The organism is Streptomyces capillispiralis (assembly GCF_007829875.1).
GTDB classification, from domain to species: Bacteria; Actinomycetota; Actinomycetes; order Streptomycetales; family Streptomycetaceae; genus Streptomyces; species Streptomyces capillispiralis.
This window is the reverse complement of sequence record NZ_VIWV01000001.1, coordinates 5437946-5463755: the sequence shown is the minus strand read 5'-3', so window position 1 is coordinate 5463755 and position 25810 is coordinate 5437946. Positions and strand designations below refer to the sequence as shown.

The following is a 25810-nucleotide window of genomic DNA, read 5'->3' as shown; positions in this document are numbered from 1 at the left end:
AGAGTGCTCGTACTCGTCGCTCCCGGCCAGGGCGCCCAGACGCCCGGCTTTCTGACCGAATGGCTCGACCTCCCCGGTGCCGCGGACCGCGTCGCCGCATGGTCCGACGCCCTCGGACTCGACCTCGTCCACTACGGCACGAAGGCCGACGCGGACGCGATCCGCGACACGGCCGTCGCCCAGCCGCTGCTGGTCGCGGCCGGGCTGCTGTCCGCCGCGGCACTCGGTGACATCACGCCGGGTGCGGTCGCCGGGCACAGCGTCGGCGAGATCACCGCGGCCGCCTTCGCGGGCGTCCTCGACGACGGCGCCGCGCTGTCCCTGGTCCGCAAGCGGGGCCTGGCCATGGCCGACGCCGCCGCGATCACCGAGACGGGCATGGCCGCGCTGCTCGGCGGCGACCCCGAGGTGACCGTCGCGCACCTGGAGAAGCTGGGCCTGACCCCGGCGAACATCAACGGCGCGGGCCAGGTCGTCGCGGCCGGCACCAAGGAGCAGCTCGCCGCGCTGGAGGCGGACAAGCCCGAGGGCGTGCGCAAGGTCGTCGTACTCAAGGTGGCCGGCGCCTTCCACACCCACCACATGGCCCCCGCGGTCGACACGCTCGCGCAGGCCGCCGCCGGCCTGACGCCGGGCGACCCGAAGGTCACCTACGTGTCGAACAAGGACGGCAGGGCCGTCCCGACCGGTGCCGAGGTGCTCGAACGCCTGGTCGGCCAGGTCGCCAACCCGGTCCGCTGGGACCTGTGCATGGAGACCTTCAAGGAGCTCGGCGTCACCGCCCTGCTGGAGGTCTGCCCCGGCGGCACCCTGACCGGACTCGCCAAGCGTGCGCTGCCCGGCGTCAAGACGCTGGCCCTGAAGACCCCCGCTGACCTCGACGCGGCCCGCGAGCTCGTCGCAGAGCACGCCTGACGCCCTTAAGGAGCCGACCCGCATGGCGAAGATCAAGCCCGGCAAGGGCGCCCCGTACGCGCGCATCCTCGGCGTGGGCGGCTACCGTCCCACCCGGGTCGTGCCGAACGAGGTGATCCTGGAGACGATCGACTCGTCCGACGAGTGGATCCGCTCCCGCTCCGGCATCGAGACCCGGCACTGGGCGTCGCCCGAGGAGACCGTCGCGGCGATGTCCGTCGAGGCCTCCGGCAAGGCGATCGCGGACGCCGGGATCGACGCCGCGCAGATCGGCGCCGTGGTCGTCTCGACCGTGTCCCATTTCAGCCAGACCCCGGCCGTGGCGACCGAGATCGCCGACAGGCTGGGCACGGACAGGGCCGCCGCCTTCGACATCTCCGCGGGCTGCGCGGGCTTCGGCTACGGGCTGACCCTCGCCAAGGGCATGGTGGTGGAAGGTTCCGCCGCATACGTGCTCGTCATCGGCGTGGAGCGGCTGAGCGACCTGACCGACCTGGAGGACCGGGCCACGGCCTTCCTGTTCGGCGACGGCGCGGGCGCGGTGATCGTCGGCCCGTCCAAGGAGCCCGCGATCGGTCCCACCGTGTGGGGCTCGGAGGGCGACAAGTCCGAGACGATCAAGCAGACCGTGCCGTGGACGGACTACCGCGACGGCACCGTCGAGAAGTTCCCCGCGATCACGCAGGAGGGCCAGGCGGTGTTCCGCTGGGCCGTGTTCGAGATGGCGAAGGTCGCCCAGCAGGCGCTGGACGCGGCCGGGATCAGCGCGGACGACCTGGACGTCTTCATCCCGCACCAGGCCAACGTGCGGATCATCGACTCGATGGTGAAGACCCTGAAACTGCCGGAGCACGTCACGGTCGCCCGTGACATCCGCACCACCGGCAACACCTCGGCCGCCTCGATCCCGCTCGCGATGGAGCGGCTCCTGGCGACCGGCGAGGCGAAGAGCGGCGACACCGCGCTCGTCATCGGCTTCGGGGCGGGTCTCGTCTACGCCGCGACTGTCGTTACCCTCCCCTAGGCACTCCGTGCCGGATCATGCGTCCGGTGCGCGAGGAACCACCGTTACATCCTCTGGAATCACAAAGAAGGAGCGCCATCATGGCCGCCACTCAGGAAGAGATCGTCGCCGGTCTCGCGGAGATCGTGAACGAGATCGCCGGCATCCCGGTTGAGGACGTCCAGCTGGACAAGTCCTTCACCGACGACCTGGACGTCGACTCGCTGTCCATGGTCGAGGTCGTCGTCGCCGCCGAAGAGCGCTTCGACGTCAAGATCCCGGACGACGACGTCAAGAACCTCAAGACCGTCGGCGACGCGACCGACTACATCCTCAAGCACCAGGCCTGAGCCCTGCCGGGCCTTCCCGGGGGAAGGCCCGAGGCCGGGATCCCCGGCCCCGCCACCCGGCGGTGGCGCCGTACGAATCTCGTAATCCGTTGGAGAAAGAATTCCGATGAGCTCGACCAATCGCACCGTGGTCGTCACCGGTATCGGCGCAACCACACCGCTGGGTGGCGACGCGGCCTCTACCTGGGAGGGCCTGATCGCCGGACGTTCCGGCGTCAAGCCGCTTACGCAGGAGTGGGCCGCCGAGCAGGCGGTCCGCATCGCGGCCCCCGTGGCCGTGGAGCCCACCGAGGTCATTCCCCGGCCGCAGGCCCGCCGTCTGGACCGCTCGGCGCAGTTCGCGCTGGTCGCGGCCAAGGAGGCGTGGGCCGACGCCGGGTTCGAGGCCAGGGCCGGCGAGGACCCCAAGGTCGACCCCGACCGGCTGGGCGCGGTGATCGCCTCCGGCATCGGCGGCGTGACGACCCTGCTGGACCAGTACGACGTGCTGAAGGAGAAGGGCGTCCGCCGCGTCTCCCCGCACACCGTCCCCATGCTCATGCCGAACGGCCCCTCGGCGAACGTGGGCCTGGCCGTGGGCGCCCGCGCGGGCGTGCACACCCCGGTCTCGGCCTGCGCGTCGGGCGCGGAGGCCATCGGCTACGCCATCGAGATGATCCGCACCGGCCGTGCGGACGTCGTCGTCGCGGGCGGCACGGAGGCGGCGATCCACCCGCTGCCGATCGCCGCGTTCGGCAACATGATGGCGATGTCCAAGAACAACGACGACCCCGAGGGCGCCTCGCGTCCCTACGACGTCGCCCGGGACGGCTTCGTCCTCGGCGAGGGCGCGGGCGTCATCGTCCTGGAGTCCGCCGAGCACGCCGCCGCGCGCGGCGCCCGCGTCTACGCGGAGGCGGTCGGCCAGGGCATCTCGGCCGACGCGCACGACATCGTGCAGCCGGAGCCGGGGGGCCGTGGCATCTCGCACGCCCTGCAGAACCTGCTGGACCGCACCGACCTGGACCCGGCCGAGATCGTGCACGTCAACGCGCACGCCACCTCGACGCCGGCCGGTGACATCGCCGAACTCAAGGCGCTGCGCAAGGTGTTCGGCGACCACGCGGACCACATGGCGGTCTCCGCCACCAAGTCGATGACGGGTCACCTGCTCGGTGGCGCGGGCGGCGTGGAGTCGGTGGCGGCGGTGCTGGCGCTGTACCACCGGGTGGCTCCGCCGACCATCAACGTGGAGAACCTGGACCCCGAGGCCGAGGCGAACGCGGATGTGGTGCGGGGGGAGGCGCGGAAGCTGCCCGTGGACGGGCGGATCGCCGCGCTGAACGACTCGTTCGGGTTCGGTGGGCACAACGTGGTGCTGGCGTTCCGGTCTGTGTGACCGGGTTCGCTGCTGCTTGAAGGGCTCTCACCCCTGGCGGGGTGGGGGCCCTTTGGCGTTGCGCAGGCGGGGGCGGGCCCTTGGGGCGGGTGCGGGCACGTGGGGGGTGGGGTGCGCAGTTCCCCGCGCCCCTAGGTGGGCTGCCGGGGGGCCTCCTGGGCAGGTGCCGGAGGTGGGGGTGGGGTTGCGCAGTTCCCCGCGCCCCTGAGGGGGTTGCCCTGGGGGCCCCCTGGGTAGGTGCCGGAGGTGAGGGCTGGGTGCGCGGTTCCCCGCGCCCCTGGGGGAGCTGCCCTGGGGCCACTTGGGTAGGTGCCGGGCGTGGGGGCTGGGTGCGCGGTTCTTGGGGGGTTAGACGACCTGGTGGAGCCAGCGGACCGGGGCGCCCTCGCCTGCGTAGCGGAAGGGTTCCAGTTCGTCGTCCCAGGGCTTGCCCAGCAGTTTGGCGATCTCCACCTCCAGGTCGGTCTCGCCGGTGCGGGAGCGGGTCAGCGCGGCGCGCAGGCGGTCCTCGGGGATCAGGATGTCGCCGTGGATGCCGGTGACGGCGTGGAAGATGCCGAGGTCGGGGGTGCAGCTGTAGCGCTCGCCCTCGTGGGAGGGGCAGGGCTCCGACGTGACCTCGAAGCGCAGCATCTGCCAGCCGCGCAGCGCGGAGGCGAGTTTGGAGGCGGTGCCGGCCTGGCCCTGCCAGGAGAACTCCGAGCGCCAGGTGCCGGGGGCGGCGGGCTGGCGGATCCAGTCCAGGCTGACGCGCGTGCCGAGCACCCCGGCGATGGCCCACTCGACGTGCGGGCACAGCGCGCGCGGCGCGGAGTGCACGTACAGAACTCCACGGGTCGTCACCGGAACCTCCGGGCTGAGCGGGTCGTCTTCGAACGGCGGAACGGCCGCGGTCCGGGCGGGCCGCGTTGATGGCGAGGCTACCGTGCGATGGCGCAAGGAGTGTGACGTACGGTCGGTCCCGCTGCCGGGAAACCCGCGCCATTCACCCGGCAGGACGCCTGTACGGGTGGCGGACGTTCCTTTCGGACGTACGCCTCGGTGGGCGGGAACTCCCGTGCGTTGTTAAGGGTTGGGGGACGAATGCACCAGGACGCGCGGGGAGGCGAGGGATGAGGCGAGGGATGAGGCGGGCGACGCGGCGGACCCGGCGTTCGCGGGCCGTGCTGGCCGTGGTGACGGCGGCCGCGCTGGGCGTGGCGGGCTGCGATGCCGTCGGCGGTGCCTCCCCCGCCCCGTCCGGCACGGCGGCGGAGGGGACCCCGGCTCCCCGGCCGACACCCGTGTGGGACACCGCTCCCGAGTCGGTGGCCGCCGTGGGGGACTCCATCACGCGGGGCTTCGACGCCTGCGCGGTGCTGACGGACTGCCCCGAGGTGTCATGGGCGACGGGCGACAGCGAGCAGGTGGACAGTCTCGCCGTACGGCTGCTGGGGCGGGCGGGGGTGGCCGAGCGCAGCTGGAACTACGCGGTGACCGGGGCCCGGATGGCGGACCTGCCGGGCCAGATGGCGCGGGCGGTGGCGCGCGGCCCGGAGCTGGTGGCGGTGATGGCCGGGGCGAACGACGCCTGCCGGCAGACCACGGCGGCGATGACGCCCGTGGCGGACTTCCGCGCCGACTTCCAGGAGGCGATGCGCACCCTGCGCGAGGCGCTGCCGAAGGCCCAGGTGTACGTGGCGAGCGTGCCGGACCTGAAGCGGCTGTGGTCGCAGGGGCGGACCAGCGAGCTGGGCAAGCAGGTGTGGAAGCTGGGCATCTGCCCGTCGATGCTCGGCGACGCGGACGCGCTGGACGCGGCGGCGACGCTGCGCCGCGAGACGGTGCGGAACCGGGTGGAGGACTACAACGCGGTGCTGGAGGAGGTGTGCGCCGAGGACCGCCGCTGCCGCTTCGACGGCGGGGCGGTGTACGACTACCGTTTCGGCACCGGGGAGTTGAGCCGCTGGGACTGGTTCCACCCCAGTGTCGACGGGCAGGCCGAGCTGGCCGAGATCGCGTACCGCACGGTCACGGCGAAGCATCCGTGACCTATTGTTTCGCACATGAACGAACTCTTCGGCACACTTTCCGACGGCACGCCGGTGCACCGTTGGACCCTGGAGCGGGCGGGCGTACGGGTGCGGATCCTGTCGTACGGCGGGATCCTTCAGGACGTCGAGGTGCCGGACCGGGACGGCCGGACCGGGAGCGTGGTGCTGGGGTTCTCGGACCTGGACGGCTACCTCCGGCATCCGGAGCCCTTCCTGGGGGCCCTGATCGGCCGGTACGCCAACCGGATCGCGGGCGCGCGCTTCTCCCTGGAGGGGGTCACCCACGCGCTGGCGCCGAACAACGGGCCGAACTCGCTGCACGGTGGTGCGCGGGGCTTCGACAAGCGCGTCTGGGACGTCTCCCCGGCCGAGCACGGTCTGCGGCTCTCCCTGGTCAGCCCGCACGGCGAGGAGGGCTTCCCGGGCCGTCTGGAGGTCTCCGTGACGTACGCGCTGGACGAGCGGGGCGCGCTGGGGATCGCGTACGAGGCGGTGACGGACGCGCCGACGCATGTGAACCTGACGAATCACTCGTACTGGAACCTGGCGGGCTCGGGCAGCGCGGCCGGGCACGAACTGCGGCTGGACGCCTCGCGTTTCACGCCGTCCGACGAGGAGCTGATCCCGACCGGTGAGCTCGCGGACGTCTCCGGCACCCGCTTCGACTTCCGTGCGGCGCGCAAGACCGGCACCGGCTACGACGACAACTTCGTGCTCGACAAGGGCGTGACGGCGGAGCCGGTGGAGGTCGCCGAGCTGTACGACCCGGCGTCGGGCCGGGTGCTGACGGTGGCGACGACCGAGCCGGGGATGCAGCTCTACACCGCCGACCACATCGGGGAGCCGTTCTCGCCCGGCGACGGCATCGCGCTGGAGACCCAGCACTTCCCCGACTCGCCGAACCGGCCGGAATTCCCGAGCACGGTCCTGCGGCCGGGCGAGGTGTTCCGCTCCGCGACGGTGTACGGCTTCGGCGTGCGGTAGGCCGCCTGCCGCCGGCGCACATGAGCCCCGGTCCGGGGTCAGGGTCCCGGGCCGGGGCTGCTCATGTGGTGACGTACCGGATCAGACGTTAATCGCTGCGGTGATCCTGCGGTCCTCGATCGAGCGTCCCGCCTGGATCTCGTACGAACCCTTCACAAACGACCACGCCCCCGCGTCCCAGATCTCGAACGCGCGGCGCGGCAGCTCGACCGTGACCTCGGCGCGCTCGCCGGGTCCGGCCTCGACGGGGGCGAAGCCGGCGAGGGTGCGCGCGGGGCGGCCGGGGCCGGGCTCCGCGGGCGCCAGGTAGACCTGGACGATCTCGCGGCCGGCCCGCTCGCCGGTGTTGCGGACGCGGACCGTCGCGGTGGTCCCGTCGGTCTCGACCGACTCGTATTCCCAGTCGGTGTAGCCGAGGCCGTGGCCGAACGGGTAGGCCGGGGTGCGGCCCGCCCGCTCCCAGGCGCGGTGGCCGATGAACACGTCCTCGTCGTAGGCGAGGACGCCGTCGGTGGGACGCACCCGGGTGACCGGGGCGTCCGCCAGGGAGCCCCAGGTGGTGGGGAGCCGCCCGCCCGGCTCGTGGGCGCCGGTGAGGACGTCGGCGAGGGCCGCGCCGCCCTCCTGCCCGGGGAACCAGGTCAGCAGCACGGCGGCGACGTCCTCGCGCCAGGGCAGCTCCACCGGGGAGCCCGCGTTGACCACCACGACGGTGCGGGGGTTGGCGGCGGCGACGGCGCGCACCAGGTCGTCCTGCCGGCCGGGCAGCCGCAGGTCCTCCCGGTCGAAGCCCTCGGACTCGACCCGCTCGGTGGTGGCGACGACGACCACCGCGGTGTCCGCCTCCCGGGCCGCCGCGACGGCCTCGGCGATCAGCTCGTCGGGGTCGCGCGGGGGTTCCTGGTGGACGAGGGTGAAGGTGATGACCGGCATGGGGCGGTCGGGGATCCGGTCCACGACCCGGGTGAGGGACACCTCCACCGGTGTGCCCGCGGTGAGGTCCACCTCGGCGCGGGGCACCGGTCCGCCGAAGAAGGCGCCGAAGGGGTCGCCCTCGACCGGGGGCTGGACGCCGTCGTAGTGGGTGGTGCCGTCGACGGTGAGGGTGAAGGCGCCGACGCCGCGGGTGCCGAAGGTGTGCGGGCCGCTCTCGCGCGGGGTGAAGGTGCCGGTGAGTTCGACGGAGTGCAGGGTGTCGTGGGTGACGCCGTCGGGGAGGTCGGTGCCCATCCACTGGATGTGCCCGTCCGGGGCGTTGCGGGTGCCGATGACGCGGCCGTCGGCGTCGCGGCAGACGGCGCGCAGGTCGAAGCCGCGTGCGGCGGTGGCGAGTTCGGTGTTGGGGTCGGCGCCGACGGTGTAGCGGAGGGTGCCTTCGGGGAGGGCGGCGGTGAGGCCGTCGAGGGGCGAGACGGTCCGGGCGGGGAAGACGGTGGCGGAGCCGCCGCCGAGGACGCGGGCGTCGCGGGCGGCGGCTCCGCTCAGCGCCACGGTGCCGGGCTTCAGCGGCAGCGCGCCGCCCTCGTTGCGCAGGAGGACGAAGGAGCGGCGGGCGATCTCGCGGGCCAGCGCCTCGCCGTCGACCGGGCCGGGGAGTTCGGTGACGGCCGGTTCGGCGCCGGCCAGGGCGCCCACCCGGGCGGCGAGCCGCAGCACCCGGCGCACCGCGTCGTCCACCCGGGCCTCCTCGACATCGCCGTCCCGCACGGCCTGGGCGAGGGCCGGGCCGTAGACGGTGCGCGGGCCCGGCATGGCGATGTCCAGGCCGCCGGTGAGGGCGGCGACGGTGGAGCGGGCCGCGCTCCAGTCGGAGACGTTGACGCCGTCGAAGCCCCACTCGCCGCGCAGAACCTCCTCGACGAGGTGGCGGTGCTCGGTCATCGTGGTGCCGTTGACCGCGTTGTAGGCGGTCATGACGCCCCAGGGGCGGGCGGTGGCGACGATGGTCTCGAAGGGGGCCAGGTACAGCTCGCGCAGGGCGCGTTCACTGACGCGGTTGTCGACCGTGAAGCGGTCGGTCTCGGCGTCGTTGGCGACGAAGTGCTTGACGGTGGTGCCGACCCCGCCGGACTGGACGCCTGCCACATAGGCGGCGCCGATGCGTCCGGTGAGGTACGGGTCCTCGCTGTAGGCCTCGAAGTGGCGGCCGCCGAGCGGGGAGCGGTGCAGGTTCACCGTGGGCGCGAGCAGGACGTGGACGCCCTTGCGGCGGGCCTCCTGGGCCAGCAGCACCCCGGCCCGGTGGGCGAGGGCCGGGTCCCAGCCGGCGGCGAGCGCGGTCGGGGAGGGCAGGGCGACGGACGGGTCGTCGGCGCTCCAGCGCACCCCGCGCACCCCGATCGGGCCGTCGGACATCACCAGGGAGTCCAGGCCGATCTCCGGCAGCGCGGGCAGGCTCCAGGTGTCCTGCCCGGCCAGCAGCCGGGTCTTGGCGTCCAGCCCGAGGGCGCCGAGTGCCGCCTCCACGACCGCCTCGCGCCGTTCCTCCACCGTCTCCGCCACGTCCGGCTCCTCCGCCTCGACACCCCGACGGCTCCCGTCCCGCCGTCCCCGACGCCCTGACACTGCCCGGCGGGAGGGGTGTCTAACGTACGCCGCCGTGCCGGACGCCCCTCCCCCGGCGGGCCACGACGGCCCGGCGCGGCCGACCGGTCCGCCGGCGCCGACCGGTCCGCCCGGCAGGGGCACGTGGCCGCCGGGCCCCGCCCGTGGCGTGATCCCCTCCGGCCGGGCGATACTGCGGCCTCCGGCATCCCCGTGCCCCACGACGACGGAAGGCCCCACCCTCTTGAGATCCCTACGTGTTCGCATCGGTGTCCTCGGTCTGGCCCTGCTGACCGGTCTCGCCACCCCCACGACCGCGACCGCGGCCGAGCCGACGACCCCCACGGTCGAGGAACGCCGTCTGGACGGGGCGGTCCCGCAGGAGATACTGCGGCGCTCCGGATTCGACTCCGTGGCACCGGACTTCGCCCGCGCCCTCGACCGCGCGCGCTCCTACGCCCAGGCCCGCCGTGCCGTCGCGCGCGAGGGCGCGCGGCTGTGGCGCGGGGCCGTCGACCGGGCGCAGGGACGCGGCCCGGCGGTCGGTGATCTCAGCCGGGACGACGACCGCCCGCTGTACTGGGCGCGGCTCGGCATGACCCGGGAACTGCGCGCCTGGCAGCCGGACTTCGAGCTGGGCGAGGGGCAGCGGGCGCGGCTGCTGGACGCGTTGGAGCGGACCTCGCGCGGGCAGGAGGAGATCCGCTATCCGCGGGGCGGGGGTGTGCGGCGGATCCTGGTGACCGGCTTCGACCCGTTCACCCTGGACCGGGACATCCGCATCTCCAACCCGTCCGGCGCCACCGCGCTCGCCCTGGACGGCACGGTGATCGAGACGGAGCACGGTCCCGCGCGCATCGAGACGGCCGTCTTCCCGGTGCGCTGGCGGGACTTCACGGACGGGACCGTGGAGCGGGCGCTGCGGCCGCACCTGCCGCACGTCGACCTGTTCACGACGGTGAGCCAGGGCCGGGTGGGCCGCTTCGACATCGAGCGGACCAACGGGGCCTGGCGGGGCGGCTTCGGGGACAACGAGAACGTGGGCCGCACGGAGACGGTCCCGGTCACCGACCCGGCCACGCAGCCGCAGTGGACGTCCACCACCCTGCCGTACGCGGAGATCGTCGCCGCGCCGACCGGGCGGTTCCCGGTGTACGACAACACCGGTGTGACGGAGATCCCGGCGGGCGGCACCGAGCCCGTGGTGCGGCCGGAGGGTCCGACGCCCGGTTCGACGGCGCGGGCCGGGGGCGGCGGTGACTACCTGTCCAACGAGATCGCCTACCGGGCGACGCTGCTGCGGGACCGCCTCGGGCTGCACGCGACGCTGCCGGGCGGCCATGTGCACACGCCCGTCCTGCAGTTCGGCGCCGGGAACACCACCGAGGTCACCGACCCCGACTTCGTACGGAACCGGCTGGACATCATCGACCAGGTGCGGTCGATCGTGACCGTGGCGGTCAGTGCGACGGAGCGAACGCGAGGCTGACGCCGAGCCCGGCCAGGGCGGTCCCGATCACCTTGTTGAGGACCCTCTGGCCGCGCAGCATCAGGGTGCGCATCCGGTCGTGACCGAAGAACACCGCGACGACGCCGAACCACAGCAGGTGGGCCAGCGACATGAACAGGCCGTAGCCCACCTGCTGGAGGACCGGTGTGCCGGGGCTGACGACCTGCGCGAAGGTCGAGACGACGAAGAGGGTCGTCTTCGGGTTGAGGACGTTGGTGAGGAAGCCGGCGCGCAGCGCCGCGAAGGGCGTGATGCCGGTCCTGTCGTCCAGGTCGACGGTGACCTCGCCGCGTGTGCGGAAGGTGCGGACGCCGACGTACACCAGGTAGGCGGCGCCGGCCAGTTTGACGACCGTGAACAGGAAGGCGGAGGACGCGATCAGCAGTCCGACGCCGAGCATGGTGTAGGTGACGTGTACCAGGACACCGGCGGCGACGCCGAGCGCGCCGAGCAGTCCGGTGCGGCGGCCGTGGAGGTAGCTGTTGCGCACGATCATGGCGAAGTCGGCGCCCGGGGCGATCACGGCCAGGACGGTGATGACGGCGACGGCGGCCACCTCGGTCATGAGGTGACGCCCTCCTCCTCGCTCTCCTCGGCGCCGTCCCGGGTGGTCTCCTCGCCGAGCAGGTCACGCGCCATGAGGGTGGCCGCGGCGACCGCGCCGGGCATCAGGAACACGGCGACGAACGGGACCAGGAAGGCCACCGCGAGCGGCGTGCCGAAACCCCATACGAGCGTCTTGCGGGACCGCAGCAGGCGCAGCCGCTCGCGCAGTTCGACCCCGCGCCGCTGGAGCGCGACGGCGGTGAGCTCCTCGGTGAGGAAGAACCCGGTGACGAGGAAGCCGATCACCGGGACGACGGTCTGGCCGAGGACCGGGACGAAGCCGAGCCCGAAGAGCAGCACGCCCCACACCAGGGCGCGCACGACGATGCGGAGGCTGTCGCGGCCGGAGATCCACAGCTCCCGCCACAGCGGCAGCCCCGACTCGGGCGCGGTGCCGTCGGGGGACACGTCCCGGTCGACCTTCTCGGAGAGGTTCTCGTAGAAGGGCTGCCCGATGAGGAGGGTCACCGCGGTGAAGGTGAGCACGGACAGCAGCAGCGCGAGCGCGAACAGCACCACGGTGAGGAAGCCGCGGAAGAGTCCGGCCCAGGTGCCGGACCAGTCGTCGGCGAAGGGTGTCGCCCAGGTGACGAAGTCCTGGCCCCACAGGGCCAGCGCGGCGAGCGCGGCCCCGTACAGCACGAGTGTGATCAGCCCGGGCAGCAGCCCGAAGCCGTACTGCTTGCCGTGCCGGGCCACCCAACGCTGGCCCTTCAGCAGATACCGGAAACCCGCCCCAAGATCGCGCATGGGGAAGACTGTAGCGGGGGCGGGGCGAGCGGCCTCACCCCCGCATCGGCCAAGGGGCCCCGAGGCGGCCATGAGGCGGGGGCCGCCCCCCACGTCCAAGGGTGCGGCCCCCGCTTGGGCAACGATCCGGTCGGGCCGGCGTCACGGTGATGGTGCCGCCGGTCGCCTTCGAGTACGGGGAGGACGTCAGAGCTTGACGATCATCTTTCCGGTGTTGTCGCCGCGCAGCACCCCGAGGAACGCCTCCAGGTTGTTCTCGATGCCCTCGACGACGGTCTCGCGGTACTTCAGCTCGCCCGAGCGGACCCAGGGCCCGACCTCCCGCACGAACTGCGGCTGGAGGTCGTAGTGGTCGCCGACGAGGAAGCCCTCGATGCGGCCCCGGGTCTGGATGAGCCGGGCCAGGTTCTTCGGCCCCGGCGCGGGCTCGGTGTTGTTGTAGACGGAGATCATCCCGCAGACGGCGATCCGGCCGTCCCGGTTGAGCGAGCCGATGGCCGCCTCCAGGTGGTCACCGCCCACGTTGTCGAAGTAGACGTCGATGCCGTCCGGGGCGGCGTCGCGCAGCTGCTCGCTCACCGAGCCGTTCCGGTAGTTGAACGCGGCGTCGAAGCCGTACTCCTTCACGAGCAGCTCGACCTTCTCGTCGGACCCGGCGGAGCCGATCACCCGCGAGGCGCCCTTGAGCTTCGCGATCTGCCCGACCTGGCTGCCGACGGCACCCGCCGCGCCGGACACGAAGACGGAGTCGCCCTCCTTGAAGGCGGCGGTGCGCAGCAGGCCGGCGTAGGCGGTGAGGCCGGTCATGCCGAGGACGCCCAGGTACGCCGAGAGGGGCGCCGCCTCCGGGTCCACCTTGACCGCGTTCTTCGCGTCCACGACGGCGTACTCGCGCCAGCCGAGGAAGTGCAGCACGCGGTCGCCGACGGCGATCCCCTCGGCGTTCGACGCGACGACCTCGCCGACGGCGCCGCCCTGCATCACCTTGCCCAGCTCGAAGGGCGCGACGTACGACTTGGCGGCCGACATCCTGCCGCGCATGTACGGGTCGACGGAGAGGTACTCGTTCCGTACCAGCACCTGCCCCTCACCCGGGGCGCGGACCTCCGCCTCGACGAGGGCGAAGTCCGCGGGCTCCGGCCAGCCGTGGGGCCGGCTCAGCAGATGCCACTCGCGGCCGGTGGCGGGGAGTGCGGGGGCGTCGGACATGACCTGGCACCTTTCCTCGAAATAGTTCATTACCTGAAACAACCATGCGTCTGAATATTTCAGGATGTCAAGCAAGTGGGTACCCTGGAGACCATGGCCACACCGCGCACCACGCCCCGCCGACCCGACGCCCTCACCCTGGAGGTCGTCGAGCTGATCGGCTCGGTGGTGGCCCGCTACCACGAGGAGTACGAGGAGGCCGCCGCCGGTCACACGCTGACGGGTGCCCAGGCGAGGCTGCTGAGTCTGCTGTGCCTGGAGCCGCTGCCCATGCGGAGGCTGGCGCAGCGGCTGAAGTGCGAGCCGTCGAACGTCACCGGGATCGTCGACCGCCTGGAGTCCCGGGGCCTGGTGGAGCGCCGTCCGGATCCTGCGGACCGGCGCGTGAAGCTGGCGGCGGCGACGGAGGAGGGGCGGCGGGTGGCGCGCAGCCTCCAGGAGTCCCTCCGGTTCGCACGCGAGCCGCTGGCGGGGCTCTCGGAGGGGGAGCGGGTGGCGCTGCGCGATGCGCTGCGCAGGATGCTGGGCGACGGCGGCTGAGCGACGAGGACCGAGCGACGACGGCCGAGGGGCCGGCCTGCGCGCCGGGCCGGGTCAGCGGGGTGTTACGTGCACCACCACAGGAACTGGTCGCACGTCTCCGTCGGCTCGGGCTCCGGTTCGGGGTCCTGCGTGGTCGGGTCCGGCTGCGGGCTCTCCGGTTCCGACGGGGGCTCCGGCGGCAGGGGCGCGGTCGGGTCGGTCGACGGCGCGTCCGCGGGGGCGGACGAGGCGCCGTCCTCGCTCTCCTCGGCGTCCGCCGACTTCGACTCCTTGTCCTTGCCCTTGTCCTTGGGGGACTTCGAGGCCGACGGGGAGCCGGACACCCGCGCGCCGGGGGACTCGCCGGGCGCGGGCGCGGCCGGGGCGCCGCCCGCCGACCGCGTCGGCTCCAGCTCCTCCCCGCCGCCGTCCGTCGACTCCTCCCCGGCGGCCGACGGTTTCGACCCCGACCCGGGGGCGTCCATCCCGAGTTCCGCGAGGCTCAGCCCGCCCGCCGCGAGGACGAAGCCCCCCACGATCAGCAGGGTGCGGCGGCGCCGCCGACGGTGCGCGGCGGCCTTGCGGTCCCGGCGGCTCGCGGCGCCCGGCCCACTCCCCCGGCGCCGGGCCACGCGCCGCCCCCGCGGCTCCTCGTCGTCGTAGTCGTCACCGGGCTCGTCGTCGTAGCCGTCACCGGGCTCGTCGCCGGGGTCGTCACCCGGCTCCTCGCGGTAGTCGCCGATCGGCTCGCCGCGGTAGTCGCCGCCAGGCTCCTCGCGGTAGTCGCCGCCCGCCCCGTCGTGGTGTCCGCCCGCGGGTACGTCACCGTAGCCACCGCCCGGCCCGTCGCCGTACCCTCCCGCGCGCTCGCCGCGGTAGCCGTCGCCGTACCCGCCCGCGCGCTCGCCGCGGTAGCCGTCGCCGTACCCGCCCGCGTGCTCCTCGCGGTAGCCGTCGCCGTACCCGGCGCCGGGGTCCCCGCCGAGCCCCGCGGCCGGCTCACCGGCCCCGGGGACCAGGCCGGCGTCGGCCGGACCGCCCCCGTACGCCGGAGGCCCCGCGGGCCCCTGCGCCCAGGCGCGGAGCGTCTCGACGGGCGTACCGCAACCGGGGCAGGCGAGGGCGCCATTGAGGTGCCGTCGGCACGGCTGGCAAAAGTCCATGACGCGGGAAGGTTAGATTCCGTTCGGGTCCGCTTCATAGGGCCTGCTGTGAAGGTTTCGTACGGACCGGCACCCATTGGTTTCGAAACTGGCGAAACCGTTATGCGCGTGACCCATTGACACCCCCGCCGCCGCGTCCTTACTGTCACGCCAGCATTTCGAACGTGTGACGAAATATCGAACACGTCGAACCGAACAGACTCCGATGACAGGGTCCACAACCGCAGCGAGGGGCAACTGCCGTGCGCATCACCGGAATCAGCACACACGTGGTCGGGACGCCGTGGCGCAACCTGACGTACGTCCAGGTGCACACCGACGAGGGGATCACGGGAGTCGGCGAGACCCGGATGCTGGGACACACCGACGCACTCCTGGGTTACCTGAAGGAAGCCGAGGTCAACCACATTCTCGGCTCCGACCCGTTCGCTGTCGAGGACCTCGTCCGCCGGATGAAGTACGGCGACTACGGGCGCGCCGGCGAGATCGTGATGTCCGGCATCGCCGTCGTCGAGATGGCCTGCTGGGACATCAAGGGCAAGGCCCTCGGCGTCCCCGTCTGGCAGCTGCTCGGCGGCAAGGTCACCGACAAGGTGAAGGCGTACGCCAACGGCTGGTACACCACCGAGCGCACCCCGGAGGCGTACCACAAGGCCGCGCAGGGCGTGATGGAGCGCGGTTACCGGGCGCTGAAGATCGACCCCTTCGGCACCGGCCACTTCGAGCTCGACCACAAGGAGAGCCTGTACGCCGTCTCCCTGATCGAGGCGGTCCGCGACGCGATCGGTCCCGACGCCGAGCTGATGCTGGAGATGCACGGCCGCTTCTCCCCCGCCACCGCCGTCCGCATGGCCAAGGAGCTCGCGCCCTTCAAGCCGGCCTGGCTGGAGGAGCCGGTGCCGCCGGAGAACCTCAAGGCGCTGGAGAAGGTCGCCGCGAAGGTCGACATGCCGGTGGCCACCGGTGAGCGCATCCACGACCGCATCGAGTTCCGCGAGCTGTTCGAGAGCCAGGCCGTCGACATCCTCCAGCCGGACGTCGGCCACATCGGCGGCATCTGGGAGACCCGCAAGCTCGCCGCGACCGCCGAAACCCACTACATGCTGGTCGCGCCGCACAACGTCGGCGGCCCGGTCCTGACCGCCGCGTCCCTCCAGGTCGGTTTCACCTCCCCGAACTTCAAGATCCTGGAGCACTTCAACGACTTCGCGGACGCGGAGATCAAGAAGGTCGTCAAGGGCGCGCCGCAGGTGGACCCGGAGGACGGCTGCTTCCACCTCTCCGACGCCCCCGGCCTCGGGGTGGAGCTGGACGTGGACGCGGCGGCCGAGTTCCCGCAGCAGCAGGCCCGGTTCGACCTGTGGGCCGAGGGCTGGGAGCAGCGCAAGCCCAAGGGCACGCAGTGACCGCCGCCGACCGCCGCCGGTCCGGGGAGGCGCGATGAGCACCGCCGTCGTCATCGAGGGCCCCGGTGAGCACCGCCTCGTCCCGCACGAACCGCGCGAACCGGGGCCGGGCGAGGCCCTGATCCGGGTGCACGCGTCCGGTATCTGCGGCAGCGACCGCGAGGTGTACCAGGGCAACCGGCCCGAGGGATACGTGCGGTACCCGCTGACGCCGGGCCACGAGTGGTCCGGGACCGTGCAGCGGGTGGGCGCGGGGGTGCCGGAGTCGCTCGTCGGCCGCAAGGTGGTCGGTGAGGGGTTCCGCAACTGCCAGGTCTGCGACCGCTGCCACGCCGGTGAGACGACGCTGTGCTCGGCGGGGTACGAGGAGACCGGCTTCACCCAGCCGGGCGCCATGGCCGCCACGCTGACCCTTCCGGCCCGTCTGCTGCACGTCCTGCCGGACGACGCCGACCTCGGCGCCGCCGCGCTGCTGGAGCCGGCCGCCTGCATCGCCGCCGCCGCGCTGAAGGCGAACGCCGTTCCGGGTGAGCGGGTCGCCGTGGTCGGCACCGGCACGCTCGGCATGTTCGCCGTGCAGTTCCTGCGGGCGAACTCCCCGTCCGAGCTGCTGGTGGTCGGCACCCGGGGCGACCGGGAGGCGCTGTCCCGGCAGTACGGGGCGACCGACTTCCGCACCAAGGACCAGCGGCTCCCGGACGACTTCGACGTGGTGATCGAGACCGCCGGGTCGGCCGACGCGGCCCGCACGGCGGCCGCGCTGCTGCGGCGCGGCGGGCGGCTGGTGCTGACCGGCATCCCGGCGCCGGGCGCCGACGGGCTGGACCCCACGGACCTGGTCGTACGGCAGCTGGAGGTGCACACCGTCTTCGGGGCGCCGCCGGACGCCTGGGCGCACACCGTGCGGGTGTTCGCCGCCGGGCTGCTCGATCCGCTGCCACTGGTGACCCACGAGCTGCCGCTCGCCGAGTTCCCGCACGCCATCGAGCTGGTGGGGTCCGGCGACCCGAAGGTGGGCAAGGTCCTGCTGCGGCCGTAGCCGTACGCCGGTACGGGGGCGACCTGACGGCCCCCGTACCGGCGTACACCCAGGAGGTCCGGCCCCCCGGGCCCCCGCCCCGCTTTTCGCTCCCGCCCGACCCGCACCCCGGGCCGCGAACTTCGTCCGATATTTCGAACATCCAGGACCTAAGGACCTCTTGTGACCGACGCTTCCGCCACGGCGCCCCGCAGGCCCGGTGAGCAGGCGCTCACCGCGCTCGGCCTGGGCGCGCCCGCCCTCGACCCCGCCGACGCCTCGCCGCACTCCTTCCCCGGCGGCGGCCGCTGGCGCACCGAGATCCCCTCGTGCGAGGGTCCCGAGGCGCTGGCCGTGGTACTGAAGGAGGCCTCGCGCCTCGACGTGCCGGTCCACCGGATCAGCCAGGGCAGCGGCGTCTGGATGCTGACCGACGCCGAGATCACCGAGATGGCCGAGGCCACGGCGGAGCGGGACATCGAGCTCTGCCTGTTCACCGGCCCGCGCGGCACCTGGGACATCGGCGGCTCCACCCGTACCGACTCGCGCGGCGCGGGACTGCGCGCCCGGGGGCACGACGCGGTGGCCGGCTGTGTCGAGGACGCCGTGCGCGCCACGGAGCTGGGCGTCAAGTGCCTGCTCGTCGCGGACGAGGGCGTGCTGTGGACGCTGCACCGGGCGCGGGCGGCCGGCATCCTGCCCGCCGACACCACGCTGAAGGTCTCGGCGCTCGTCGGGCCGGTCAACCCGGCCTCGTACGCGGTCTACGAGCGGCTCGGCGCCGACTCCATCAACGTCCCCAGTGACCTGACGCTCGACCACCTCACCGAGATACGGCGGGTTTCGGCCACCCCGATGGACATGTACATCGAGGCGCCCGACGACCTCGGCGGCTATGTGCGGATGTACGAGGTCGCCGAGCTGATCCGGCGCGGCGCGCCGCTGTACCTGAAGTTCGGCCTGGCCAAGGCGCCCGGGATCTATCCGTACGGGCACCACATGCGGGAGCTGACCCTGGCGACCGCGAAGGAGCGGGTGCGGCGCGGCCGGCTGGCCCTGGACCTGCTGGCGCGGCACGGCGCGGACGGGGAGATGGCACCCCTCGGTTCGCGGCTTCCCGGCGATCTGAGCCGGTTCGACATCTCGTCATAACGTTCCGGAAACTCGGCTTCACAGAAGCAGACACAGCCGCGCACAATCGCACACACCTTCGGTCTCGGTCTCTCCTGGTCCCACCCCCGGAAAACGCCTCGCTCGTCCGGACCGACCCCGCCCACACATCAAGGATGATGATCATGCGTAACCGCAGAGCCGCCATCGCCGCCATGGCCTCGGCCGCCTCCCTCGCCCTCACCCTGACCGCCTGCGGCCAGAACAGCGAGGGCGGCAGCGAGGAGAACAAGGGAGGCTCGGACGGAGCCACCATCGGCATCGCGATGCCGACCAAGTCCTCCGAGCGCTGGATAGCCGACGGCAACTACGTCAAGAAGGACCTGGAGTCCAAGGGCTACGAGACCAAGCTGGTCTACGGCGAGGACGACCCGGACCAGCAGGTCTCGCAGATCGAGAACCTGATCACGCAGGGCGTGGACGCCCTGATCGTCGCCGCCATCGACAACAAGTCGATGAACAACGTGCTCCAGCAGGCCAAGGACGCCGACATCCCGGTCATCTCCTACGACCGCCTCATCCTCGGCACGGAGAACGTCGACTACTACGCCTCCTTCGACAACGAGAAGGTGGGCGAGCTCCAGGGCACCTACATCGTCGAGAAGCTCGGCCTGAAGGACGGCAGCGAGAAGGGCCCCTTCAACATCGAGCTGTTCGCCGGCTCCAACGACGACAACAACACCCGCTACTTCTTCCAGGGCGCGATGAACGTCCTCCAGCCGTACATCGACAAGAAGCAGCTCGTCGTCCGCTCCCAGCAGACCGCCCTCAACCAGGTCACCACCCTGCGCTGGGACGGCGGCACCGCGCAGAAGCGCATGGACGACATCCTCACCTCGTCCTACAAGAGCGCCCGCGTCGACGCGGTCCTCTCCCCCTACGACGGCATCTCCATCGGCATCCTCTCCGCGCTGAAGTCCGACGACTACGGCTCCAAGAGCAAGCCGCTGCCGGTCGTCACCGGCCAGGACGCCGAGGTCGCCTCGGTGAAGTCGATCATCGCCGACGAGCAGTCGATGACCGTCTACAAGGACACCCGCGAACTCGCCAAGGTGGCCTCCAACATGGTCGACGCGCTGCTCAACGAGAAGAAGCCCGAGGTCAACGACACCAAGACCTACGACAACGGCGCCAAGGTCGTCCCGGCGTACCTGCTGGAGCCGGTCGCCGTGGACAAGGCCAACTACCAGGAGGCCGTGGTCGACTCCGGCTACATCAAGGAAAGCGACCTCAAGTAACCCGCCGGACCACCACGGATTGGAAGGCACGACCATGGCGGGACCCGTCCTGGAAATGCGCTCGATCGTCAAGACCTTTCCCGGCGTCAAGGCGCTGTCGGACGTCACCCTGACCGTCCGGCGGGGCGAGGTCCACGCCATCTGCGGCGAGAACGGCGCCGGCAAGTCGACCCTGATGAAGGTCCTCTCCGGCGTCCACCCGCACGGCACCTACGAGGGGGACATCCTCTTCGAGGAGGAGGTCTGCCGGTTCAAGGACATCCGGGCCAGCGAAGAGCACGGCATCGTGATCATCCACCAGGAGCTGGCCCTGGTGCCGTACCTGTCGATCGCGGAGAACATCTTCCTCGGCAACGAACACGCCACCCGCGGGTTCATCAACTGGAACGACACGCTCAAGCACGCCGCCGAACTGCTGCGCCGGGTGGGGCTCGACGAGCACCCGGAGACCCGCGTCGCCGACATCGGCGTGGGCAAGCAGCAGCTGGTGGAGATCGCCAAGGCGCTGTCCAAGAAGGTGAAGCTGCTCATCCTCGACGAGCCGACCGCGGCGCTCAACGACGAGGACAGCGGCAAACTCCTCGACCTGATCCTCCAGTTGAAGGACCAGGGCATCACCTCGATCATCATCTCGCACAAGCTGAACGAGATCCGCGAGGTGGCCGACTCGGTGACCATCCTGCGGGACGGGCGGACCATCGAGACGCTCGACGTGAAGGCCGAGGGCACCAGCGAGGACCGGATCATCTCCGGGATGGTCGGCCGCGACCTGGAGCACCGCTTCCCGGAGCGCACCCCGCACCGGCCGGAGGAGGGCGTCGCCCCGGCCCTGGAGGTCCGCAACTGGACCGTGCACCACCCGATCGACCAGCAGCGCAAGGTCGTCGACGACGTGTCCCTCGAGGTCCGGCGCGGCGAGATCGTCGGCATCGCCGGGCTGATGGGCGCCGGCCGCACCGAACTCGCGATGAGCCTGTTCGGCCGCACCTACGGCCGCTACGCGGGCGGCACCGTCCTCAAGGACGGCACGGAGATCCGTACGAAGACCGTCCCCGAGGCGGTCGCGCACGGCATCGCGTACGTCACCGAGGACCGCAAGCACTACGGGCTGAACCTCATCGACACCATCCACCGCAACATCTCGCTCAGCGCCCTGAAGAAGGTCGCCAAGCGCGGTGTGGTGGACGAGCACGAGGAGCGGCAGGTCGCCGAGGGCTTCCGCACGTCCATGAACATCAAGGCGCCGACCGTCTTCGAACCGGTGGGCAAGCTGTCCGGCGGCAACCAGCAGAAGGTCGTCCTCAGCAAGTGGATCTTCGCCGGTCCCGATGTGCTGATCCTGGACGAGCCGACGCGCGGCATCGACGTCGGCGCCAAGTACGAGATCTACACGGTCATCGACCAGCTGGCCGCCCAGGGCAAGGCGGTCGTCTTCATCTCCTCCGAGCTGCCCGAGCTGCTCGGCATGTGCGACCGCATCTACACGATGGCCGCGGGGCGGCTGACCGGTGAGTTCTCGCGGGCCGAGGCCTCACAGGAATCGCTGATGCGTCAGATGACGAAGGACAAAGAGGTATCCCGATGAGCACGGAAGTCACCGACAAGACCCCGGCCGCCGCGCCGCCGGGCAAGAGCGGGGCGGGCAGCGGTGACGGCCTGCTCCAGCTGATGCTGGACGGCATGCGCCGCAACATGCGCCAGTACGGCATGCTGATCGCGCTGGGCCTGATCGTGGCGCTGTTCGCGGTGTGGACCGACGGCGACCTGCTGCTGCCGCGCAACGTCTCCAACCTGGTGCTGCAGAACAGCTACATCCTGATCCTCGCCATCGGCATGATGCTGGTCATCATCGCGGGCCACATCGACCTGTCGGTCGGCTCACTGACCGCGTTCGTCGGCTCCATGGCGGCCGTCTTCATGGTCAGGAACGACATGCCGTGGCCCGTCGCGGTGCTGCTGTGCCTGGCCGTGGGCGCCCTGGCGGGCGCGATACAGGGCTGGTTCATCGCCTACGGCGGCATACCGTCGTTCATCGTGACCCTCGCGGGCATGCTGACCTTCCGCGGCCTGACGGAGATCTTCCTGGAGGGCCAGACCCTCGGACCGTTCCCGAAGGGCCTGCAGAAGGTCGCCAACGGCTTCATGCCCGAGGTCGGCCCGGAGACGAATTACCACAACCTCACCCTGCTGCTCGGCTTCGGACTGATCGCCCTGGTCGTCCTCCAGGAGGTCCGCGACCGCCGCCGGCAGAAGGAGTTCGCCCTCGACGTCCTGCCCGTCAAGCTGTTCGCGCTGAAGCTCGTCGCGCTCGGCTCCGCCATCCTCGTGGTGACGATGCTGCTCGCCAGCTACAAGGGCGCCCCGATCGTGCTGCTGATCCTCGGCGCGCTGCTCGTCGGCTTCGGCTACGTCATGCGCAACGCCGTCATCGGCCGCCACATCTACGCCATCGGCGGCAACCTGCCCGCGGCGAAGCTGTCGGGCGTGCGCGACAAGAAGGTCACCTTCCTGGTCTTCCTGAACATGGGCATGCTCGCGGCCCTGGCGGGTCTGGTGTTCGCCGCCCGCTTCAACGCGGCCTCTCCCAAGGCCGGCCTCAACTTCGAGCTGGAGGCGATCGCCGCCTCGTTCATCGGCGGCGCGTCGATGAGCGGCGGTGTCGGCACCGTCCTCGGCGCGATCATCGGCGGTCTGGTCCTGGGCGTGCTGAACAACGGCATGAACCTCGTCGGCATCGGCACCGACTGGCAGCAGGTCATCAAGGGCATGGTGCTGCTGGCGGCGGTCGGCTTCGACGTGTGGAACAAGCGCAAGGTCGGTTCGTAGGTCAGCTCGGGCCCCGCCGGAAGGCGGGGCCCTTCCTCTTTCGGGAGCCGCACACATGGAACTGAACAGACGCACGGTCATCGCGACGGCCGCGGCGGCCTCGGTCGCCGCCACCACCGCGCTCGGTGGGACGGCACACGCCTCGGCAGGCAGGGGGAAGCCGGTGAAGACGCTCTTCGGCAGGCTCGCGGACGGCACGAAGGTCCACAGCTGGTCGCTGGAGAACGGCGGGACCCGGATGAAGGTCCTGTCCTACGGCGGCATCGTCCAGTCCCTGGAGATCCCCGACCGGCGCGGCCGGCACGCCAACGTCTCCCTCGGCTTCGACACCATCGAGGACTACGTCGCCTCCAGCCCGTACTTCGGCGCCCTGATCGGCCGGTACGGCAACCGCATCGGCAAGGGCCGCTTCACCCTCGACGGCACGGCCCACCAGCTCTCCGTCAACGACGGGGAGAACAGCCTGCACGGCGGCGCGAAGGGCTTCGACAAGCGCGTCTGGGACGTCGAGCCGTTCACCGCGGGCTCCGACGTCGGCCTGCGGCTGTACTACACGAGCGTCGACGGCGAGATGGGCTACCCCGGCACCCTGCGCACGACGGTGACCTACACCCTCACCCGCGCCGGCGACTGGCGGATCGACTACGAGGCCACCACCGACCGGGCCACCGTCGTCAACCTCACCAGCCACGTCTACTGGAACCTGGCCGGCGAGGGCAGCGGCGGCATCGAGGACCACGAGCTGTCGATCGCCGCCTCCCGCTACACGCCCACCGACGCGGGACTCATCCCCACCGGTGAGCTGGCGCGGGTGGCCGGCACCCCCTTCGACTTCCGGCGGGCCAAGCCGATCGGCCGGGACATCCGGGCCGCCCACCCGCAGCTGATCACCGCCCAGGGCTTCGACCACAACTGGGTCCTCGACAAGGGGATCACCGCCCGCCCCGAGCACATCGCCACCCTGCGCGACCCGTCCTCCGGGCGCACTCTGCGGATCGCCACCAACGAGCCGGGCCTGCAGTTCTACTCGGGCAACTTCCTCGACGGCACGCTGACCGGCACCGGCGGCCGGGTCTACCGGCAGGGCGACGGGCTGTGCCTGGAGACCCAGCACTTCCCGGACGCGCCGAACCAGCCGTCGTTCCCGTCGACCGTGCTGCGCCCCGGCGAGACCTACCGGACGACGACGGTCCACTCGTTCGGCTCATGAGCCCCGCCCCACCCGGCGCTCACATTTTCCTCACATGAGCTGAACGGCCCCGTGCCCCGCTCCGTACTCCCGGGTGGCCCGTGCTCCCCCGCGCGGGCCACCCAGGCATGACGGACCCGCACGTCCCCGGCGGGCCCGCCGCACACGGAGGTCCTCCCTTGGCCGACAACGTCACCTCGTTGTTCCGCAGCACCGCGGCGCACAGTCCGTCGATGGCGGCGCTGACGCGGGAGAGCGACGGGGCCGGCCCGGTGGACTTCTGCATCCCCTGCAACCCGTACTTCCCGACCCCCGCCATGTTCGAGGAGATGGCGGGCCGGCTGCGCGACATCATCACCTACTACCCGAGCAGCGCCGACACCATCACCGCCGAGCTGTGCGGCCTGCTCCAACTGCCGCCGCAGTGCGTGGCCATGGGCAACGGCTCCACCGAGCTGATCACCTGGATCGACCACCTGCTGGTCCGGGAGTCCCTCGCCGTCCCCGTCCCCACCTTCGGCCGCTGGACCGACCAGCCCATGGAGACCGGCAAGCGGGTCGACATGTTCCCGCTCCAGGAGTCCAGCGGCTTCGCCCTCGACCTCGCCCAGTACGCCGACTTCATCCGCGCGCGCGGCACCCGGGTCGCCGTGATCTGCAACCCCAACAACCCCGACGGCGGCTTCCTCCACAAGCACGCCGTCGTGCAGTTCATGGACGCGATGGCCGACCTGGACCTGGTGGTGATCGACGAGTCGTTCCTGGAGTTCGCCGACGCCGAGGTCGAGCCGTCCGTCGTCCAGGAGGCGATGCTGCGGCCCAACGTCATCGTGCTGCGCAGCCTCGGCAAGAACTTCGGCCTGCACGGCATCCGCTTCGGCTACCTGGTCGCCAACCCGGCGCTGGCCGGGCGGGTACGGTCCATGCTCCCCAAGTGGAACCTGAACTCCTTCGCCGAGCACGTGGTGTTCATGCTGAAGGAGCACGGCGCCGAGTACGCGCGGAGCCTGCACCAGGTCCGCCGCGACCGGATGGACATGTCCGGCCAGCTCTCCTCACTGCCCGGGCTGACGGTCTACCCGTCCCAGGGCAACTTCCTCTTCGTGCGCCTCCCCGTGGGCGCCGAGGGCACCGTGGTCCGGGACCGGATGCTCACCGAGCACCGGATCCTGGTCCGCGAGTGCGGCAACAAGATCGGCTCGTCCAGCCGCTTCCTGCGCCTCGTGGTCCGCCCCCAGGTGGATGTGCGTCGCCTGGTGTCCGGTCTGGAACAGGTGCTGTACGGGACGTCCAGGAGGGGCGCCGCCGCACCCGAGCCGGCCGCCGGGACCGGCTACAGCTCCGGCACCCCGGCCGTGGACCGCCTGGTGAGCCGGACCAACGGGGCGGGCACGCGGGGGCTCGCCGCCCAGGCCGTCGGTGCCGGCGCTCCGGGGCTCGCCGCCGCCCCGTCCGCCGGCACCGGCATCGGCGTGCCGCTCCCCGCCGCCGTGTCCGCCCCGGCGGTGGGCTCGGGCGGCGGGATGCCGATGCCGGCCGCGGTCCCGGTGGGGGTTCCGCAGCAGGTGCCCCGGCCGGAGCCGTTGCCGCAGTCCTTGGCTCCCGTGGCCGTCATGGCGCCCGCCCCGCCCGTGACCGCCCCGACGGCCCCCGTGGCTCCCCTGCCGCCCATGGCTCCCGTGGCGCAGGCGCAGGCACCGGCCGCCGCGGCGATGTCCGGGCCCACCCCGCCGGGGGTGCCGGCTCAGGGCGGGCTCACGGCGGCACAGGTGCGGGGAATCACCGAACCGGGGCCGGCGCCCACCCCGGCGGCCGGGTGGCCGCACAGCCGGAGCTGGCCCGACGCGGCGGGAATGACGTAGACCGGACGACGCCGATTCGCCCCGGGGCCCCGACGGTTCGGCGGCCACGGGCTTCCGCCCGGTGAGCGGTGGTCCGCCGGAGGAACGGGGACGGTGACCGGGCCGCGTCATGGCCACCGCCCTCGTACGCGGCC

The 25810-nt window shown here is 72.0% G+C and carries 22 protein-coding genes; 16 read left to right on the top strand and 6 right to left on the bottom strand.

Annotated elements, in window-relative coordinates; genetic code table 11:
* Positions 1-3: 3 nt before the first annotated feature.
* The 4 genes from FHX78_RS23735 (at position 4) to fabF (ending at position 3646) form a co-directional block, all read left to right on the top strand.
* Entirely contained in the window at positions 4-915 is a 912-nt protein-coding gene (locus FHX78_RS23735) for an ACP S-malonyltransferase (RefSeq protein WP_145869438.1), read from the top strand.
* Between the two features lie 22 nt (positions 916-937).
* A complete protein-coding gene (locus FHX78_RS23730) occupies positions 938-1939 on the top strand; it encodes a ketoacyl-ACP synthase III (protein WP_145869437.1) in 1002 nt (333 codons plus the stop codon).
* Positions 1940-2019: 80 nt separating this feature from the next.
* Entirely contained in the window at positions 2020-2268 is a 249-nt protein-coding gene (locus tag FHX78_RS23725; protein WP_004931691.1) for an acyl carrier protein, read from the top strand.
* Between the two features lie 106 nt (positions 2269-2374).
* Positions 2375-3646, top strand: a complete 1272-nt coding sequence (gene fabF / locus FHX78_RS23720; protein WP_145869436.1) for a beta-ketoacyl-ACP synthase II — start codon at positions 2375-2377, stop codon at positions 3644-3646.
* 348 nt (positions 3647-3994) lie between these two features.
* On the opposite strand, the gene FHX78_RS23715 is transcribed toward fabF, so the two are convergent.
* The gene (locus FHX78_RS23715; protein WP_145869435.1) at positions 3995-4489 is read right to left on the bottom strand and encodes a DUF3145 domain-containing protein; all 495 of its coding nucleotides are present in this window, start codon (positions 4487-4489) and stop codon (positions 3995-3997) included.
* 281 nt (positions 4490-4770) lie between these two features.
* Between FHX78_RS23715 and FHX78_RS23710 the strand changes: the two genes are divergently transcribed.
* Positions 4771-5676 carry an SGNH/GDSL hydrolase family protein gene (locus FHX78_RS23710; RefSeq protein ID WP_229924052.1) on the top strand — a complete coding sequence of 302 codons (906 nt, stop codon included), beginning with the start codon at positions 4771-4773 and terminating at the stop codon, positions 5674-5676.
* Positions 5677-5691: 15 nt separating this feature from the next.
* Positions 5692-6663, top strand: a complete 972-nt coding sequence (locus tag FHX78_RS23705; protein WP_145869433.1) for an aldose epimerase family protein — start codon at positions 5692-5694, stop codon at positions 6661-6663.
* Positions 6664-6744: 81 nt separating this feature from the next.
* On the opposite strand, the gene FHX78_RS23700 is transcribed toward FHX78_RS23705, so the two are convergent.
* On the bottom strand, positions 6745-9165 hold the full coding sequence (locus FHX78_RS23700; protein ID WP_145869432.1) for a beta-glucosidase: 2421 nt from the start codon (positions 9163-9165) through the stop codon (positions 6745-6747).
* A gap of 286 nt (positions 9166-9451) precedes the next feature.
* Here FHX78_RS23700 and FHX78_RS23695 point away from each other — a divergent pair, with 286 nt between their 5' ends.
* Positions 9452-10696, top strand: a complete 1245-nt coding sequence (locus tag FHX78_RS23695; RefSeq protein ID WP_145869431.1) for a pyroglutamyl-peptidase I — start codon at positions 9452-9454, stop codon at positions 10694-10696.
* Here the strand turns inward: FHX78_RS23695 and FHX78_RS23690 are convergent.
* From FHX78_RS23690 to FHX78_RS23680, 3 genes are all read right to left on the bottom strand, one after another.
* Entirely contained in the window at positions 10668-11282 is a 615-nt protein-coding gene (locus tag FHX78_RS23690; RefSeq protein ID WP_145869430.1) for a LysE family translocator, read from the bottom strand. The genes FHX78_RS23695 and FHX78_RS23690 overlap by 29 nt on opposite strands.
* Complete coding sequence (locus tag FHX78_RS23685; RefSeq protein WP_145869429.1) at positions 11279-12073, bottom strand: EI24 domain-containing protein; 795 nt, start codon at positions 12071-12073, stop codon at positions 11279-11281. The genes FHX78_RS23690 and FHX78_RS23685 overlap by 4 nt, the downstream gene beginning before the upstream one ends.
* 186 nt (positions 12074-12259) lie before the next feature.
* The gene (locus tag FHX78_RS23680) at positions 12260-13282 is read right to left on the bottom strand and encodes an NADP-dependent oxidoreductase (protein WP_145869428.1); all 1023 of its coding nucleotides are present in this window, start codon (positions 13280-13282) and stop codon (positions 12260-12262) included.
* A 93-nt stretch (positions 13283-13375) separates the two neighbouring features.
* Here FHX78_RS23680 and FHX78_RS23675 point away from each other — a divergent pair, with 93 nt between their 5' ends.
* Complete coding sequence (locus FHX78_RS23675) at positions 13376-13822, top strand: MarR family winged helix-turn-helix transcriptional regulator (RefSeq protein ID WP_145869427.1); 447 nt, start codon at positions 13376-13378, stop codon at positions 13820-13822.
* A 65-nt stretch (positions 13823-13887) separates the two neighbouring features.
* Here the strand turns inward: FHX78_RS23675 and FHX78_RS36880 are convergent, their stop codons facing one another.
* On the bottom strand, positions 13888-14967 hold the full coding sequence (locus FHX78_RS36880; protein ID WP_167531831.1) for an SCO2400 family protein: 1080 nt from the start codon (positions 14965-14967) through the stop codon (positions 13888-13890).
* 242 nt (positions 14968-15209) lie between these two features.
* Between FHX78_RS36880 and FHX78_RS23665 the strand changes: the two genes are divergently transcribed.
* The 8 genes from FHX78_RS23665 (at position 15210) to FHX78_RS23625 (ending at position 25676) form a co-directional block, all read left to right on the top strand.
* Entirely contained in the window at positions 15210-16373 is a 1164-nt protein-coding gene (locus FHX78_RS23665; RefSeq protein WP_145869426.1) for a mandelate racemase/muconate lactonizing enzyme family protein, read from the top strand.
* A 34-nt stretch (positions 16374-16407) separates the two neighbouring features.
* A complete protein-coding gene (locus FHX78_RS23660) occupies positions 16408-17412 on the top strand; it encodes a zinc-dependent alcohol dehydrogenase (protein WP_145869425.1) in 1005 nt (334 codons plus the stop codon).
* A gap of 162 nt (positions 17413-17574) precedes the next feature.
* Positions 17575-18543 (top strand): hypothetical protein, encoded by a 969-nt coding sequence (locus FHX78_RS23655; protein ID WP_145869424.1) that lies wholly within the window; start codon positions 17575-17577, stop codon positions 18541-18543.
* A gap of 143 nt (positions 18544-18686) precedes the next feature.
* Positions 18687-19799 carry a multiple monosaccharide ABC transporter substrate-binding protein gene (gene chvE, locus FHX78_RS23650; protein WP_189908654.1) on the top strand — a complete coding sequence of 371 codons (1113 nt, stop codon included), beginning with the start codon at positions 18687-18689 and terminating at the stop codon, positions 19797-19799.
* Between the two features lie 34 nt (positions 19800-19833).
* The gene (mmsA, locus tag FHX78_RS23645; RefSeq protein ID WP_145869422.1) at positions 19834-21384 is read left to right on the top strand and encodes a multiple monosaccharide ABC transporter ATP-binding protein; all 1551 of its coding nucleotides are present in this window, start codon (positions 19834-19836) and stop codon (positions 21382-21384) included.
* Positions 21381-22625 (top strand): multiple monosaccharide ABC transporter permease, encoded by a 1245-nt coding sequence (mmsB, locus tag FHX78_RS23640; RefSeq protein ID WP_145869421.1) that lies wholly within the window; start codon positions 21381-21383, stop codon positions 22623-22625. The genes mmsA and mmsB overlap by 4 nt, the downstream gene beginning before the upstream one ends.
* Positions 22626-22680: 55 nt before the next feature.
* Complete coding sequence (locus tag FHX78_RS23635) at positions 22681-23835, top strand: aldose epimerase family protein (RefSeq protein WP_145869420.1); 1155 nt, start codon at positions 22681-22683, stop codon at positions 23833-23835.
* 158 nt (positions 23836-23993) lie between these two features.
* A complete protein-coding gene (locus FHX78_RS23625) occupies positions 23994-25676 on the top strand; it encodes a pyridoxal phosphate-dependent aminotransferase (RefSeq protein WP_145869418.1) in 1683 nt (560 codons plus the stop codon).
* Positions 25677-25810: the final 134 nt, after the last annotated feature.